This window comes from Alteromonas gracilis, from assembly GCF_036870955.2.
Lineage (GTDB): Bacteria > Pseudomonadota > Gammaproteobacteria > Enterobacterales > Alteromonadaceae > Alteromonas > Alteromonas gracilis_A.
In genome coordinates, this window is the sequence record NZ_CP145482.2 from 3,650,729 (window position 1) to 3,666,519 (window position 15,791).

Here is a 15,791-nt window from a genome sequence, read left to right on the forward strand (position 1 = left end):
GTAGCGTTAGCGCTTTAGCACTTACCGTGTGGAAATATAGCCTAAGAAGAAATTCTTAAATGAAACGACATTTTTATACACTATGAAGCACAACAAAATATCGACTAGGGAAGAATGTATTTTAACTCTTACGCAACGCGGCGCGGAGTCTACCACCATTGCGCACCACGCACCAGCTTATTTTTTAGACAACTAATAAAATGGCATGTATTCAACCATCGTTTATTTTGTCGAGTTCGAATAACTACCCTAGGCGAGAAGGAATTTAGGAGAAACTAGACATTATCAACACGATAATGCATATGAGAAGTTGCGTGGCAAGCTTGTAAATATTCCATGAGCTCGACTAAGTTCATGGGCTTAGCAAAATGATAGCCTTGCATCGCCCCAACACCAATCATTTTAGCAAAACTTACTTGTTCACTGGTTTCTAAACCCTCCAGAGTACAAAGCATGTCCAACTGTCCACACATCGCAATAACGTTTTTAATTATTAATGCTCTTCGTTTACTAGCGGTAGTCTGCAGCGGAAAATCAGGCAATAAAGAACGGTCGATTTTTATAGCATCGTAAGTGTCTTCAGCAAGTTCAGCTATGCTGGAAAACCCAGTTCCGAAATCATCGATGGCAATCGTTACTCCTAACACTTTTAATTGAGCAAGGATCTTACGAGCTTTTGCGCTTTGTAAGGTCGACTCCGTGATTTCAACCACGATTTTTCCAGGGTCGACTTCATGCAATAGAAAACGCTCATTAAAAATTTCGACGACGCTGTCATTTTGCAGCTGAATTGAGGACATGTTTAAGTTTACGCGAATATCGTCAAACCCCCATGTTTTAAGTGTTTTAAGAGCGAGACACGCCTCATCAAGCATCAAAAAACCAATTTCATGAATATATTTAGTACGCTCGGCAATAGGAATAAACTTGTCTGGCCGAATACACCCTTGCTCAGGGATGTACCAACGAGCGAGAGCTTCTACAGCTAAAACATTTCCATCAGCACTTACTATTGGTTGAAAACACGCGACAATTTGCTTTTGTGCCAGAGCGTTTGCCAATCCTTGTTGTATAAAAAGGCGATATTCGATGTCTTTTGATAAACTTTCGTTAAATATAACCGTGTTGTTTTTACCAAATTGCTTCGCTGAGTACATGGCAATATCTGCATTCTTTAACAAGTCAGACGATGTCATGTCTTCTGTTACTGAGGCCACGCCAATACTCGCAGTTACTCGAAAAGCACCAGAGGTAGTGCTGAATACGCGGGAAAAAATGGCATTAACTCTTTCGGTTATTTTGGATAATTCATCATGAGATGTGGCTTTTGTGACTATGACGAATTCGTCACCACCAAATCTAATAATATTATCATCTTCTCTTACTGTTGCTTTTAGTAAACACACAACCTCGCAATATCTCATCGCCCACTTCGTGACCGTGAGTATCATTAATCAATTTGAACTCATCTATATCGATGAAGATGATTGAACAAGGCTCGCGCGAGTCAGTAAACTTTTCAACGACGCTATTTAAGTAATTCCTGTTCCCGGCTCCTGTTAAGGCGTCAGTAAACGCAAGATACTTTAACTGTGTCTCTGACGTTTTGAGGTCAGTAACGTCAGTAAAAATTGCCACAAAACATCGTTGTGTTGATGATGCACTAAAAGAAGATACCGACATCACAAGGTGACGGCGAACACCAAACTTATTTACAATCGTGACATCAGTACGTAAGCCATCAACGAGGTAGTTCGGCCTATCATCACCTTTTCGCAATTGTGGAAATACAGTATCGATGTGCGCTGAGAGCAGTGCCATTCTCTCTTTTCCGAGTAACGAACAGATAGCATCATTAACTTTGATAAGTACTCCTGATTCGTCACAAACCATTACACCTTCTTGAATTTCACTGACTATCTTATCAGCGATACCCAAGCTAGACTGTGTGCTTTGAAGCTGCGATATATCTTGAATTGCACCAATTTGAACTGTGTCTTTGGCAAGTGTCACGTCTGAGAGGACTACCTGATGCCATTGTGTTTCTCTGCCCTCAATGTCGATTTGCAAAACAGAGTGAAATTTTGTTCTTTTATCAACAGCGTGCTTGAGTTCCTCTAACTCTTCATCTGGGAATAATGATAAGAAATCATCCAACGCCAAGGTTTGTGGAAAGCTGAAAAGGTTATCTACACTTTTTATAACCACTGAGCGCGATGCCGCATCGACCTCTAATACACCTAAATTCGCAACCTTTGATGCCATCTCAAAACGAGTATTAGAGCGAGTCAGCTCGTTCTCTATTTTCTTTCTCTCTAATGCAACCTGAACAGCTGTTTTAAGCGAAATCTCGCCATAGGGCTTGATAAGGTATCCATACGGCGAAACGGACAGTGCACTTGAAATGGTTTTATCGTCACTAAAGGATGTTGTGAAAACGATTGGTATGTTGTGTTGCTTTGTAATGATTTCGGCTGCATCAATGCCTGACTGTCCACCACCTAAATTAATGTCCATCAAAATGAGGTTGGGCGATTCTTTTTTTATAAGCGACAAAATATTGGTTAAGTCAGCAGTCACCCCCACGACATCCATATTGAAGTGCTTCAAGCGGTTGCTCGTATTGATCGCCTCAACTATCTGATCTTCAACAATAAGAATCCTAGGTTCTATCGCCTGCTGCATATTGCCGCCCCCTAAATCGAAGCCATTGATGGCCTTCATCAATAGTTTGGGGTCGACAGGCTTCGTCAATATTACTTCCCCCTCCAATGACTCAGGAAGGTCGATAGAAGCGCCGTAGCCAGTAATAAAAACAAAAGGAATATTGAGTGCTTTTAACTCTATTGCCAGTTGAAAAGTGTTTTCGTTCCCTAAATGAACGTCTAAAAACATCATTTGCGGAGGACGCTTAGCCAACGCGACCCTTGCAGAAGAAATCTCACCGAAGATATCTATACTTTCGAAACCAATTCTCTTCAGGTGCTTTTGTAAGTCAAGAGATATCAATAGGTTATCTTCCACTACGTATGCACTTACCAATGGTTCGGGCAGTGTTTCCTTGTCTTTAGGGGCCTCCATTTTTAACACTGTATTGTCCGTATTAGAGATACCGTCGCGATCCATCTCTACATATTTGCTTGGTAGCACAAACCGGGCACACAATCCTGCCATTTTAGGTTGAAGTTCGACGCGACCTCCCAGTTCATGTGGGATTACCGATTTTATAACCGTCATGCCAAATCCTTCTGCATTGATACCCTGTAATGGTGGACCGCCTAATTCTTCCCAACAAATTTCGCAGTCATTTTCACTATTAAATTGCCACGTTATTGATACCCGTCCATCGTTGCTCGTTGCACTCAAAGCGCCATATTTGGCGGCATTGGTTATCATTTCGTGAAAGACTAAAACGACGGGCGTTACTGCATAGGCGGTAAGCTTGATGGAAGGTCCTTTAATGTTAAAAGAGGACTCATTCACCATGTATGCTTTTAACTCGTTACCTAGAAGCGTTCTAAAACTAATACTGTTCCACGATGCATGTGTTAGTTGGTCATGTCCCATTGCAAGAGCTGATACCCGTGCAGATAAAGATGCAACGAACTCATCCACATCACTTTTTGTTTGCGAAGTTTGTCCCACAATAGCGTTGACTAGATTAAGAATGTTTCTTACCCGGTGGTTTAGCTCACCAATTAGTAATTCTAAGCGTTTCTTAGCTTCTCGCTGAAGCGACTCTTTTTCATGTAAATGACGAATCGTCAGCTCCATTACACCGAGTCGAATAGACTTCGCGCGCTCGATATCTAAATCAGTCCACAATTTCGCTCTAGTTTCATTAGTCTCGAGCCACTTCTCAAAGCTGGCTCTTGGCGTAAGTATTGCCTGATCGCCCCTCTGCTCTACCCTTTTGTCAGGGTTTCCCGCCCACGCCACGTGCTGAACCACTGACTTTCTAAACAGGAAAATATAGTCCATAGGAGAGGCAGATATTTTGATTGCGAGAACACCAGCAACATTGCTTTGAGCAAACTGTTTGTCCGCCGCGACAAGGTTATCGAACTGATACACCTCTTTTTCAGGGTTTTTCGTAATTGCTTCTATGAGCACATCGACCTTGCTGGTACTAAGTGCTACACCAGCCTTTGAGTATTCACCGCTAAATGCGCAACCTATTCCATCAATTTCAATAAGCGACTTAATCAAAGGGAGTTGCTCGACAATCGATTTAGCAAGCGAACCACCTAAGGATAATTTACTTAACACAAGAGCAAACGTTTCGTTCGCTTTTTCACTGACATTTATTCTTTGTTTTATTAACCGATGTGATAGCTCTAGCGAAAACATTTCCGTAAACAGCTCTAGTTGGGACAATAGTCGCCCGGGAACGCGCTTAGATTCATTGTGATGGCAGGCGATTAACCCCCATAGATCACCGTCGATAATAATTGAAATTGACATCGAGGCGCCTACCCCCATGTTTTTCAGATATTGAATGTGAACTTCAGACACTGCTCGTAACGTCGATAATGACAAATCTAATTCAACACCATCATTGGCTTCGCTAAGGATGACTGGTGTATCTGCATGCACATCTGCGATGTTACGTATCAAATTGCGTTTATAGAGTTCTCTTGCTTGAGTTGGAATGTCTGACGCGGGATATCGAAGGCCTAAAAACGTTTCTACCGAACTCGATTTTGCCTCTGCTATTACCTCTCCGGCCCCATCATCAAGAAACTCATAAAGCATGACACGATCAAACCCCGTAGCAATTCGAATACCTTCAACCACCGCGCTGTATAGAGGCTCAAGCTCTTCAAACTGAGATACTTGCCTAAGCATTGCTGTTAGCACGTTATCTGGCGTTTTTGTCCTATCTGCGTTTTCAAACTCTATAACTAAATAATCACCACTTTGATGCACAGCAATATCAAATGGGTCTGTAGATTGAGGCAGGACTACGGAATAAAGATGGCAGGCTTTTCCAAGGATACTAGACTGCTGATGAGCGCCGCGGATCGCGTGAACAAGTTGCCTATCTAGCAATGACCAAAGCGATGTTCCCAGTAAATTATTATTTTTTATACCGAGAAACCGTTCAGTATTTTCAGATAGGTGCGTGATGAACCCTGCACTACTTACCGCAATTAAAAATCCGCAAGATTGAATCCGCCCCAGCAGATGAATAGGTTCTTTGTCGCACTGATTAACCAGTGCTTGTATACCGTCAGAATTACTGTGCATTGCACTCGCTCAATAAATGAATCCCTGTGCGCGACTTAGTGACAACATTTTTAAAACGTGCACGGTTGATATGACCACTTGCGTTTTTTAATTGCGTATGTTCCTAAAAGATAGACCAACATCCTAAGATGTCACAGTTTTTCATGCGATTGAGTTTATATACTTTAGACTAGCTTAGGCCACTATCGAGTAGCGATGACTTTGCTCGACTGTAGCTAGCTGTCAGGTAATTCAGCGTAAGAGAAAACGGTAAAATTGTTTTTATCATAATGACAAAAAAGATTAATTATCTTAGGGCAGAAGCATGTGCCACGTCATTGATTGAAGAGAAATATCTAATTTAAAAACATAGCCTTACATCGCGCCAAATGATTATTTTATGCGGACATTGCTAGCGTTTCACTTCGACTCTGTAACTGCGGGAAAACCAAGTAGCAGCAAGAAAACCCTATTAGCAAAAAAAGCTTTACGATGTACGGTATACAGGATAAAAAGCGCACAAATGAGTAAACACCTAACTTATGCAAAAATGCATAGGTGTACATAAGAGTATTGTGAAAACATGAATGTTGAGAATGTATTAGTGCATCTAGAAGAAAAACTGGCGCTGATAAAAGCGTCAGTGATGTCCGATAGTTTTCTTATTCAGCTAGCGACTATTGCAGTCATCTATTGCGTAGCCTTTATATTGGCGCGCCAAGTTAAAAAGCCATTCAAGTTCACCCGTGAAGCCCCAGAACAAGGCGCGCATACACTGCACGGCTTTATGTATAACTTAGGTGAAGCCTTGTTCCCATTAATCACCATAAGCATGCTGAAGCTAACCACAGTGCTAGGCGCGCAGTTCCAATTTGACGCTTGGCTATTGGAAATAGCCGTTGTCGTTGCGCTAATGCTGTTTGTTAATTCATTAATTCACGGCTTTGTAGAAAATCGCACCATCGCTGCTTTCATGCGTTGGATAGGCCTACCTATTTTATTTTTGCACCTCATTGGTGTATTGCCTCTTATTACGTCAGCACTTGAATCTATTGCTATTTCAGTAGGCAATGTTGAAATTTCAGCTTATGGAGTAACTCGCGTACTTCTTTTTGGCGCACTACTTTTCTGGCTTGGTCGAAGCTCCAATGCAATTGGTCAAGATATCATTCGAAATCACAAATCTCTTGATGTCTCCACAAAAGAGGTGTTTGCCAAACTATTTGAAGTCGCGCTATTTTGCGTTGTTTTTCTTCTACTGCTCAACGTTATGGGCATCAACCTAACCGCTCTTGCTGTATTTGGTGGTGCGTTGGGTGTTGGTTTAGGTTTGGGTTTACAATCTATCGCGTCTAACTTCATATCTGGCATCATTATTTTGCTCGATAAGTCGCTTACCGTGGGCGATTATGTAGAGCTGGAAGATGGTCAAAAAGGCATAGTGAGAGAATTTAGGATGCGCTATGCAGTATTAGAAACCTTTGATGGCAAAGACATCCTTGTCCCAAATGAAAAGTTCATTAGTTCATCGCTTATAAACTGGACGCACAAAAATCTGAAGCAGCGCTACCGCATTGATTTCTCGGTCGCATACAAAACGGATATTCGCGCCATGGTAGGTATAGTAAAAGAAGCTGTGGCTGCTCACCCACAGGTCATATCAGGAGATGATATTCCGTTTGAAGAACTACCCGACTGCGAAATTGACAGCTTTGGCGACTCTGGTGTCAATATGTTTGTCGAGTTTTGGATGGAAGGTGTGGATGACGGCAAAAATCGCGTAGGGGGCGACTTGCTACTTATCGTGTTCGAGACACTTCGTGAACACGGCATTGAAATTCCATTCCCTCAACGTGAAGTAAGGGTCATCAATGAACAAGGTAGTGGTATTAGAAATACCACCCCTTAATTTCTATAAAAGCACCGATAAGAGCGCCCACAAGAAAATAGTATCTGTCGCGCTGGGTTAGAACCTGGCGCGAAGATTGTCCCATAACCAGTCTTGAGCAGTTAAAGCAAAAACTTGGGTAAACTTTTCGTAGTCAGCTTTTCCCATAGCCGTAGCAACGGTCTTGAGTTGGGATTTTGCCTTTATTGCCTTAACTTGTAACAGCTCAAGACGCTTATCAGCACCTTCATCAAAACTATCAGTAATAATGACGTTGGCTTTTTCGGTGGCTTCCCATGAAGTAATAACATAGCCCACCAGTTTCTTGTAAACATTAACCATACGCTTACGTTCAAACTTGTCTTCGAACAACGAGCCCTTTAACAGCGTTTGAAAGCCCGTTTCAGTCTCATTCAGGGTGTGTAACTCTACTTCTTCCAACACATTTCGTATGCCGTGCAATAAGCGTAAGTGAGGCGAATGCCCCCGCTCAGCGTCACTGAGAAATGATATGTCTTCTGTGAGAATTTCAAGATTCACTAACGTACGTTGTAATGTCGCCATGTCGACTTAAACCTTAATCAGAGCCCAGTTGAAAGTGGGATACTCAACGCGTTTCGTTTCAAAGTAATGATAGAGTGTACCTAATGCGCAGCATGTTTGCGATGGATTTGCCTGGTGTTTTTATTTGGCAAATGTACTTTAGTCGTTGGCATAAAAAAACGGGGTAAGACCCCGTTTTTTTTACAGTGATTTACATGTTTCGGTTACGCTGTTGGAAACATACCCACTATGACCTTTTTGGCAAAATACGCTTTAAAGATCGGCATGTAAATCGTGACGTAGGTCAAAGCGATCAAGTGTCATGACTTTCGTCCACGCATCTACAAAGTCCTCGGCAAAACGTTGCTTCGCGTTATCGTAAGCATAAGCTTCTGCCACTGCGCGCAGTTCACTGTTAGAGCCAAAGACCAGATCTACAGGTGTCCCTGTATACATCACTTCTCCGGTTTGGCGATTAACTCCCTCGTACACCGCAGGGTTGTCAGTCTTTCTCCACTTAATACCCATATCAAGTAAATTAACGAAGAAATCATTGTTTAGGGTACCTACCTTGTCGGTAAATACACCGTGCGTCGCATTACCAGTATTTGCACCTAATGAACGCAAGCCACCAAGCAATACCGTCATTTCTGGCACTGTTAGACTGAGTTGATCCGCTTTATCTACCAACATGTCGGTTGGTGAGCGGTAACTTGAATCAGCGTTGTAGTAGTTTCTAAACGCATCAGCTGTGGGCTCTAGTAACGAGAACGAATTGACGTCTGTTTGCTCTTGCGTAGCATCTGTGCGACCAGGGATGACAGGAACGGTGACTTTAACACCTGCATCTGCTGCCGCTTTTTCAATTGCTGCCGCTCCACCTATGACAATAAGGTCAGCCAACGACACCTGCTTCTTAGAGAACATGCGTGAATTGTACTCTTCTTGCACTTCTTTAAGCTTGGCAACAACAGACTTAACTGTTTCTGGTTCGTTAGCTTCCCAACTCATTTGTGGTTCAAGAGCAATGCGTGCACCGTTCGCGCCACCACGGTAATCTGATGCTCTGAAACTGGCCGCTGAAGCCCATGCGGTTTTCACAAGCTGTTGTACCGTTAATCCCGTGTCCAAAATTTCTTTTTTCAGCTTTTTGACATCTTTGTCAGAGATAACTTTGTAATCTGCTTTTGGCACAGGGTCTTGCCAAATAAAGTTCTCTTTTGGAATATCATTACCCAAGTAACGCGCTTTTGGTCCCATATCGCGGTGTGTTAACTTAAACCACGCCTTGGCGAATGCAGTTTGATACTCTTTAGGATCCGCTAAGAAACGCTCTGCAATTTTGCGATACTCAGGATCGTATTTAAGCGCCAAGTCTGCAGTTGTCATCACTGGCGGATTTTTCTTACCTTTTACGTGAGCATCAGGTACTGACGTGTGCGCTGACTCGTCGGTCGGGATCCAAATAATGGCACCTGCAGGGCTACGTGTTTGCTTCCACTCAAAACCGAGAAGATTCTGTAAGTACAAACTAGTCCATTTGGTAGGTAGCTGTGTCCACGCACCTTCAAGTCCGCTGGTAACCGTGTCTTCTGCGTTACCTTTACCACAGTTGTTCTTCCAGCCTAGCCCTTGTTCCTCAAGCCCAGCGCCGCCTGGTTCTGCTCCTAAGCAATCTGAAGGTTTGTGCGCACCATGCATTTTACCAAATGTATGACCTCCCGCGATAAGTGCGACCGTCTCTTCATCGTTCATTGCCATGCGGCCAAACGCTGTACGAATATTTTTCGCCGAGCCCACTGGGTCTGGCTTACCTTTTGGACCTTCAGGGTTAACGTAGATTAGGCCCATATGTGTTGCACCTAATGGACGCTGGAGTTTGCCACCTTTCTCTTCACGATCACTGGCAAGCATTTCAACCTCTGGCCCCCAATAAACCATATCAGGTTCCCAATCATCTGTGCGGCCTCCAGCAAAACCATAGGTGTCAAACCCCATGTTTTCCATGCCTACCGTGCCCGCTAAGATCATCAGGTCACCCCAAGAAAGGCTTTCGCCGTATTTTTGTTTAATGGGCCACAATAAACGTCGAGCTTTATCTAGGTTTCCATTGTCTGGCCAGCTGTTTAGGGGGTCAAAACGCATTTGGCCACCGTCGCCACCACCACGGCCATCAAGCGTTCGATACGTGCCCGCACTGTGCCATGATAGACGAATAAAGAAAGGACCATAATTTCCGAAGTCTGCTGGCCACCAGTCTTGCGACGTAGTAAGCAGCTCGTTTACGTCTTTTTTCACCTCGTCTAAATCAAGCTTCGAAAATGCCTTGGCATAGTTGAAATTCTCACCCAATGGATTTGAGCGGCTGTCATGGTCTCGTAATGGAGAAAGGTCAAGTTGGTTGGGCCACCAGAATTGGTTGGTTTTGGCTTGAAATGCTTTTGTCATTCCTGTGCCTTTTGCCCCAGCTGGTTTGGTCATTTGGTCATTGGCCAAAGCACATGTCGCGCTCAAGCTTAATGCGACTAATGCTGAAAGCGTGGTTTTCTTAAACCGTGTTGTGATCATAGTCATTTCCCATCTTTGTCGTATTATTTTTAGTTCGCTGTAAAAAACACAACAAACCCTAGCGTTAACAATTCGTTTACTTATACGTTTAAAAAGATAGACAGGCTCTGCTTACATTTACAGTCAATTAAATGAATTCAAAGCATCGATATTTCCAATCAAATAAAGAAGTTATATTTTTCAATAACTTGAAAGCACCCGTTCATAAAAGATCACCGTCTTTATTCAACAAAGTTAAACAAGAGTTTATTGAGAATCAATTTCACAAAGTGCGAAATTTTTACCACCTTCATTTATTGACCACAGGCCAAAAATCAAAATTAAAGTATAAAAATCAGACTACTACGCCCTGAATTTGAAATTTTCTCATTGAATAAGCTTGTTCTTTGAAACTTCTACGCTGGCACAGCAATTGAAACGTGAGATGTGAAAACCAATGAGTAACGTTTATTGCTCATTTAGACGCATTCACTTCATGTAAGAAGTCAATGGAATGTTTAGTAAATACGAGGACGAACTTATGAAAATCACATTCAAATCACTAGCCAATATTGCTGCGATGGCTTCGATTAGCACACTTGCCTCATTCGGTGCTAATGCCCAGTCTGGTGAAGTTGAAGTGCACGACAGTGGCTTCTATGTAGGTGGTAATTATGGTTACTTGCGCGTAGAAGGTGAGGACGATTTTGATGATGATAAAGACGTATGGCAAGGGCTTGTAGGATATAAATTTAACCAATGGATAGCGCTAGAAGGTGGCTATATTGATTTTGGTGACTATGGAAACAACATTGCGGGTGCAGAAACAGACGGCTATACCGCAGCTATAAAAGGCATTCTTCCACTCACTGAGCGCTTTTCATTGTATGCCAAAGCAGGGCAATTATGGTCAGAGACAGAATACAGGCTTGCCTCTATACGCCAAGATAGCGATGACGAAAGCCTATTTGTGGGAGCAGGATTGAGCTACGCGATAACCGGTAACTTCTTAGTAAACGCTGAATATGTGGTCTACGACACACAACTGGATGCAGATGAAGCGTTTGATGATATTGACGACACCAACTTCGAAACAGACTTGAAGCAGGCGAGTTTAGGTGTTGAATACCGCTTCTAAACGCTGCTAACTACACGAAATACATATGGCCCTCCTTCGCATTGGGTGAGGGAGGTGATTCGAACTCACGCAAAACAAAAGTCCTATATTCACATATATTGAATTCAACATAACTATCTCCCATCAGAATTACGCACTAAGTACTTTTGCCACATTGCATCGTGAAATTATTACAAGTTGGCGTCACTCAAAGTAAATTTAAACAACACGGACTTTCATTAAAATATATTTATATCATAACGTTACGCTTATTTTTGTTACCAAAAGAGGGGCGGAATGGTTTCTGCAAGCTTCTGTGAATATCTATTACACAGAACACTTATCGATTTAAGTAGGGAAGCCGTCATGTCAGCGAGTCAAAATATATTCGAGCCTGGGCAAAATTGTTGGGTAGAGAGCAAAGCACGCTTTGCTACTCCATTGATTGATTGCGCGAACTACTACAAAGCTCTGCACAGCGCTATCGTTAAAGCATCTCACAGCATTTTCATTGTTGGATGGGACATCGATAGCCGTATCCGTTTACTTCGCGGCGAAGACGAGCAAAACAGCGATGCGCCGAGTGTTATCAGTGACCTCCTCAAATGGAAAGCGCAGCAAAACCCTGACATAAAAATTTACCTTCTGCGTTGGGACTCGTCGTTGGCATTTTTTGCACAACGAGAAATGTGGGCCAAAGAGGTTTGGGAAGAGAAAACGCCCGATAATGTTGAGACGGTGCTTGATGACACTATTCCTATGGGCGGTAGCCAACATCAAAAAATTGTCGTAATTGACGATGAAGTGGTGTTTTCTGGCGGCATGGATGTGTCAACCAATCGTTGGGATACCAGAGACCATCCTGTCGTTTCTTCAGAACGCAACGGACCCGACGGAGAATATGGCCCCTTACACGATGTCCAAATGGTATCGAGCGGCCCTATTGTTTTAGACTTCGCAAAACTCGTGCGCTGGCGCTGGCAGCGTGTGGCTGAAGACACGCCTATCGACATCAGAGAAGAAGCGCGTAACGGTGAAAATGCAGCGCTGCCAGAGGTGTGGCCAGACGACTACCCGCCTTTGTTTGAAAACGTTGAATGTGCTCTTGCCCGCACTATTCCATTTATGGATGAGGTAGAGCCTGCACAAGAAGTTCGGCATATGCTGCTCGACCTAATCGGCCAGGCTGAATCGGTTATTTATATTGAAAACCAGTTCACTACACGACAAGAAATTGCAGAAGCGCTGAATAAACAGCTTAAGTTGAAGCCTGGTCTGAGTGTTATTGTTGTAAGTTCGTACGAGCCCAAGGGAAAATTTGAATGTGAAGCATTTTGGGCTAGTCGCATTGAGTTTAAGGCTATACTGGAAAACGGTATTGACTCCAAACGTGTCAAGCTCACCTACTCGTCAATAGAAGATATGAAAGGGCGTAAAGCTTACAAGCGGATCCATTCAAAGGTAATGACAATCGATGATAAGTACCTTGTTATTGGTTCGTCCAACTTAAGTAATCGATCGATGACCCTTGATACCGAAATAGACACCGTACTTTATGGTAATACACCAGAAAACAAAGCACGGGTTGCACAAGTACGAAACGATCTCCTTGCTGAACACACCTAGGCCGAGCGCTTAAGGATATGGACGAAATATTCAACAGTGAGTATCCAGTACAAGCGCTGGTTAATAACCAGATTGCCCACGGCTATGTGCTTACCGAGGTACATGACGAAGTATTCACCGAACATTCAGTGAATAATATCTTTCGCGCGTTGTCCGACCCGGAAGAGCCTCTTATCTCAGTACCAACCCTAGATGGTTCAGCGCTTCCTGCCCGAAACCCCAGAAGGCGAAGTATTATGGTGATGATTGGCGTAGCGGTGATAGCGGTGCTGGGTGGTCTCATGTTTTGGGCAAGTCAATCTATCGATTGGCTTAGTTCAGACAACATAAGCGCATTTTTGGAAAAAAGTCGAGGAACATACTTCGCGCTGCCCACTGTTCTGCTTGTTTATGTTGTAGGTGGGATTTTGTTTTTTCCCGTCACGGTCTTGTCGTTAGCGGTAGCCGCGATATTCGGCCCTATCTGGGGCCCCATTTATGGCATTTTGGGCGCATTGTTAAGTTCTGCCATCTTATTTGGCATCGGAAAAATTTCTGGTAACGCTGGTCTTAGAAAGATTGGGGGACCCAAAGTCGCAGCCGTAGACGAAAAGCTGAAACAAAGTGGTATTGTTGGTGTTGCCGCAATTAGGATGTTGCCCATCGCGCCATTCAGCCTGGTCAATCTCGTCGCGGGTATTTCATCGATTGGTATTATTCAATTTCTTGTAGGTACGTTTCTGGGAATGTTCCCACCAATGATTGCAAAAGGGTTGGTTGGCGACTCTATTGCGCAAATTTGGCAAAACCCCTCAGCATCAACCATTAGCTATCTTGCTTAACGGTATTGTGCTGTGGGGATTGATGATATGGGGTTCTCAAAAATTTGCGCAGTACTATCAGGCGCGTAAAGGAATGGCGAGAAAAGAAGAGCAAACATATCAAAAAAGTGACGAGAGTGAAAAATGTGCCGCATAGTCACATACAATATTCACAGTGGCGTTGGAACTGACAAACGCCACGACTATAAACGCATAGGTCAATTTCTCGTCAGCACCTAGGTGCTGATATTGTGTTGCTGCAAGAAATGGATACCCGCTCTTCGCTTAGAGAAACGGCACAAGATGTCGAGGACGTTTGTGCTGAAAATGCGTTTCAGCTTGCGCCGTCCCCAGCCATACGAGAAGCAAATGGCTGGTACGGCAATGCTGTGCTGTCGCGGTTTAAAGTGCTGTCACAAGAAGTGATTGATGTAAGTCAGTCAGGTAGACAGCCAAGAAATGTTCAAGTTGTAGAGCTACAAACAGAAAAAGGCCCACTAACGGTGGTGAACACCCATAAGGGGCTAAAAAAACTGGAACGGCGCTCGCAGTTAACGCTGTTACACAATTATTTAGCTAAGCGCCTTGAGAAAACACATTCCCCCCTTGTGCTCGCCGGAGACTTTAACGAGTGGCAGTTTTTTTCTCGCGCGTTCTCAGCGCTGAATTCAATGTTGGTTCAACACAAGGTTGGCCCTACTTTCCCCAGTAAATTTCCCATTTTTTCGCTCGATAGAGTCTGGGTTACAAAAGATATTCAAGTACAAAACGTTTCGAAAATAAACACAAAGCAATCTGCGGTTATGTCAGACCACTTGCTAGGTGCAAATTGACGTTGTCCTGCCTGAGAGTGGCAGCTGAATGTCTCAGTCATTTACTATTGGAAAGTTGATTCAATAGTGACGCAGCAAACTCTAACGAGCCACACCAGTGATGTGACGCGTTCTCTTGCGCGACGACTTTGCGGATAATGTTAACAACGTTTACTGCAATCTTATCGGTTTTGACATTTCTATTCGTTGCAGCCAAAACTCTGCGGTGCATTTCAGGCTCTGTAATTTTGAGAGTAGAAACTAGCCCCGCTTCAACGAGGTGAAAGATAGCGGACGTAGGCAAAATCATTACCCCTTCACCTTGCATAACTTGTCGCAACCCAGTCATTAACTGTCCTGAGTATGCTAAATCGTGCTTTAATGATACCCCTGTTGCTAGTTCGTAATTTGCAATCAACTGCCCTAATGCATCTTTTTTACCTGGCGAAAGCAGTGGTAAATCACTCATTTCCCAAAACCGAATAAACTGTTTTTCCCTTAATTCAGAATAACGCGGAAACGAAACACTGGCCGCGAACACCAAATGCATCTCTTCTTGAATAAGTGGAGTGACTGACATTAACTTTTCATCAAGAGCTTGTTCATAAGTTAATGCGATGTCGACCTGTTTAGAGGCTAGCCAGTCATTAATGGTATATGAAGGACCCGTACTTATTTCTATCTTAATATTGCTATGATGTTGTGAAATTTCATTAAGCAGCGGTAACGATAATACGTTTCCAATTGACGGTAACATTCCTATCTTAACTACCTTTTGCTGCTGCTCATTGAGTTGAGCAAGCGCGCGCTTTGCGAGCTCTATTTGATTGACTATTTTTTCCGCATGCTCAAGAAAGAGTTGCCCTGCCGGGGTAAGAGTAACGCCCGAAAAGCTTCTTTCTAACAATCTCGACTTAGTTTCACGTTCTAAACTCGCTAGCTGCTGACTGATAGCAGGTTGCGCAATATCCAATGCCCGAGCGGCGGCCGCTATACTCCCCCTTTGTGCAGTAGCAATGAAATAATGAAGCTGTTTAGCGTGCACATTACATCTCCTAATTATCCTATGACATTATTGGCGTTAATGCATATCGAACGTGTCCATGTTGTTTTTATGCAGTCGAAGCGTTCATACAGCAGCAATGAATATGCCATTCGATTTAGTTATATGAGACAAATTTGTAAACAATGTCTTTAAAAACAAGCACAAAAAAATCGTTTCTAAAGCG

Annotated in this window: 7 protein-coding genes and 2 pseudogenes; 4 read left to right on the forward strand and 5 right to left on the reverse strand. The window is 43.2% G+C overall.

Annotation, left to right across the window (positions count from 1 at the left end; translation table 11 throughout):
• Positions 1-275: 275 nt before the first annotated feature.
• The gene (locus tag V6N89_RS17600; RefSeq protein WP_346993037.1) at positions 276-1,406 is read right to left on the reverse strand and encodes a putative bifunctional diguanylate cyclase/phosphodiesterase; all 1,131 of its coding nucleotides are present in this window, start codon (positions 1,404-1,406) and stop codon (positions 276-278) included.
• Entirely contained in the window at positions 1,372-5,250 is a 3,879-nt protein-coding gene (locus tag V6N89_RS17605; protein WP_346993038.1) for a response regulator, read from the reverse strand. Before V6N89_RS17605 ends, V6N89_RS17600 begins: the two co-directional genes overlap by 35 nt.
• Positions 5,251-5,812: 562 nt before the next feature.
• Here V6N89_RS17605 and V6N89_RS17610 point away from each other — a divergent pair.
• Entirely contained in the window at positions 5,813-7,138 is a 1,326-nt protein-coding gene (locus V6N89_RS17610) for a mechanosensitive ion channel family protein (RefSeq protein WP_338518718.1), read from the forward strand.
• A gap of 57 nt (positions 7,139-7,195) precedes the next feature.
• Here the strand turns inward: V6N89_RS17610 and V6N89_RS17615 are convergent, their stop codons facing one another.
• Both V6N89_RS17615 and katG read right to left on the reverse strand, forming a co-directional pair.
• Entirely contained in the window at positions 7,196-7,681 is a 486-nt protein-coding gene (locus tag V6N89_RS17615) for a hypothetical protein (RefSeq protein ID WP_338518719.1), read from the reverse strand.
• Positions 7,682-7,933: 252 nt separating this feature from the next.
• Positions 7,934-10,228, reverse strand: coding sequence for a catalase/peroxidase HPI (katG, locus tag V6N89_RS17620; protein WP_338520168.1), 2,295 nt, complete (start codon positions 10,226-10,228; stop codon positions 7,934-7,936).
• Positions 10,229-10,748: 520 nt separating this feature from the next.
• On the opposite strand from katG, the gene V6N89_RS17625 reads away from it, so the two are divergent.
• From V6N89_RS17625 to V6N89_RS17635, 3 genes and pseudogenes are all read left to right on the forward strand, one after another.
• On the forward strand, positions 10,749-11,345 hold the full coding sequence (locus V6N89_RS17625) for a porin family protein (RefSeq protein ID WP_346993039.1): 597 nt from the start codon (positions 10,749-10,751) through the stop codon (positions 11,343-11,345).
• Between the two features lie 345 nt (positions 11,346-11,690).
• Positions 11,691-13,907, forward strand: a pseudogene (locus V6N89_RS17630) (VTT domain-containing protein).
• Positions 13,895-14,611: pseudogene (locus V6N89_RS17635) on the forward strand (endonuclease/exonuclease/phosphatase family protein). Before V6N89_RS17630 ends, V6N89_RS17635 begins: the two co-directional pseudogenes overlap by 13 nt.
• Positions 14,612-14,620: 9 nt before the next feature.
• On the opposite strand, the gene V6N89_RS17640 reads toward V6N89_RS17635, so the two are convergent.
• Positions 14,621-15,607, reverse strand: coding sequence for a LysR family transcriptional regulator (locus V6N89_RS17640; RefSeq protein ID WP_338518722.1), 987 nt, complete (start codon positions 15,605-15,607; stop codon positions 14,621-14,623).
• Positions 15,608-15,791: the final 184 nt, after the last annotated feature.

What these genes read in the sequence shown, in the direction of transcription:
- V6N89_RS17605 (WP_346993038.1), bottom strand. Translation starts at nt 5,250, where the DNA reads ATGCACAGTAATTCTGACGGTATACAAGCACTGGTTAATCAGTGCGAC.
- V6N89_RS17610 (WP_338518718.1), top strand. Translation starts at nt 5,813, where the DNA reads ATGAATGTTGAGAATGTATTAGTGCATCTAGAAGAAAAACTGGCGCTG.
- V6N89_RS17615 (WP_338518719.1), bottom strand. Translation starts at nt 7,681, where the DNA reads ATGGCGACATTACAACGTACGTTAGTGAATCTTGAAATTCTCACAGAA.
- katG (WP_338520168.1), bottom strand. Translation starts at nt 10,228, where the DNA reads ATGATCACAACACGGTTTAAGAAAACCACGCTTTCAGCATTAGTCGCA.
- V6N89_RS17625 (WP_346993039.1), top strand. Translation starts at nt 10,749, where the DNA reads ATGAAAATCACATTCAAATCACTAGCCAATATTGCTGCGATGGCTTCG.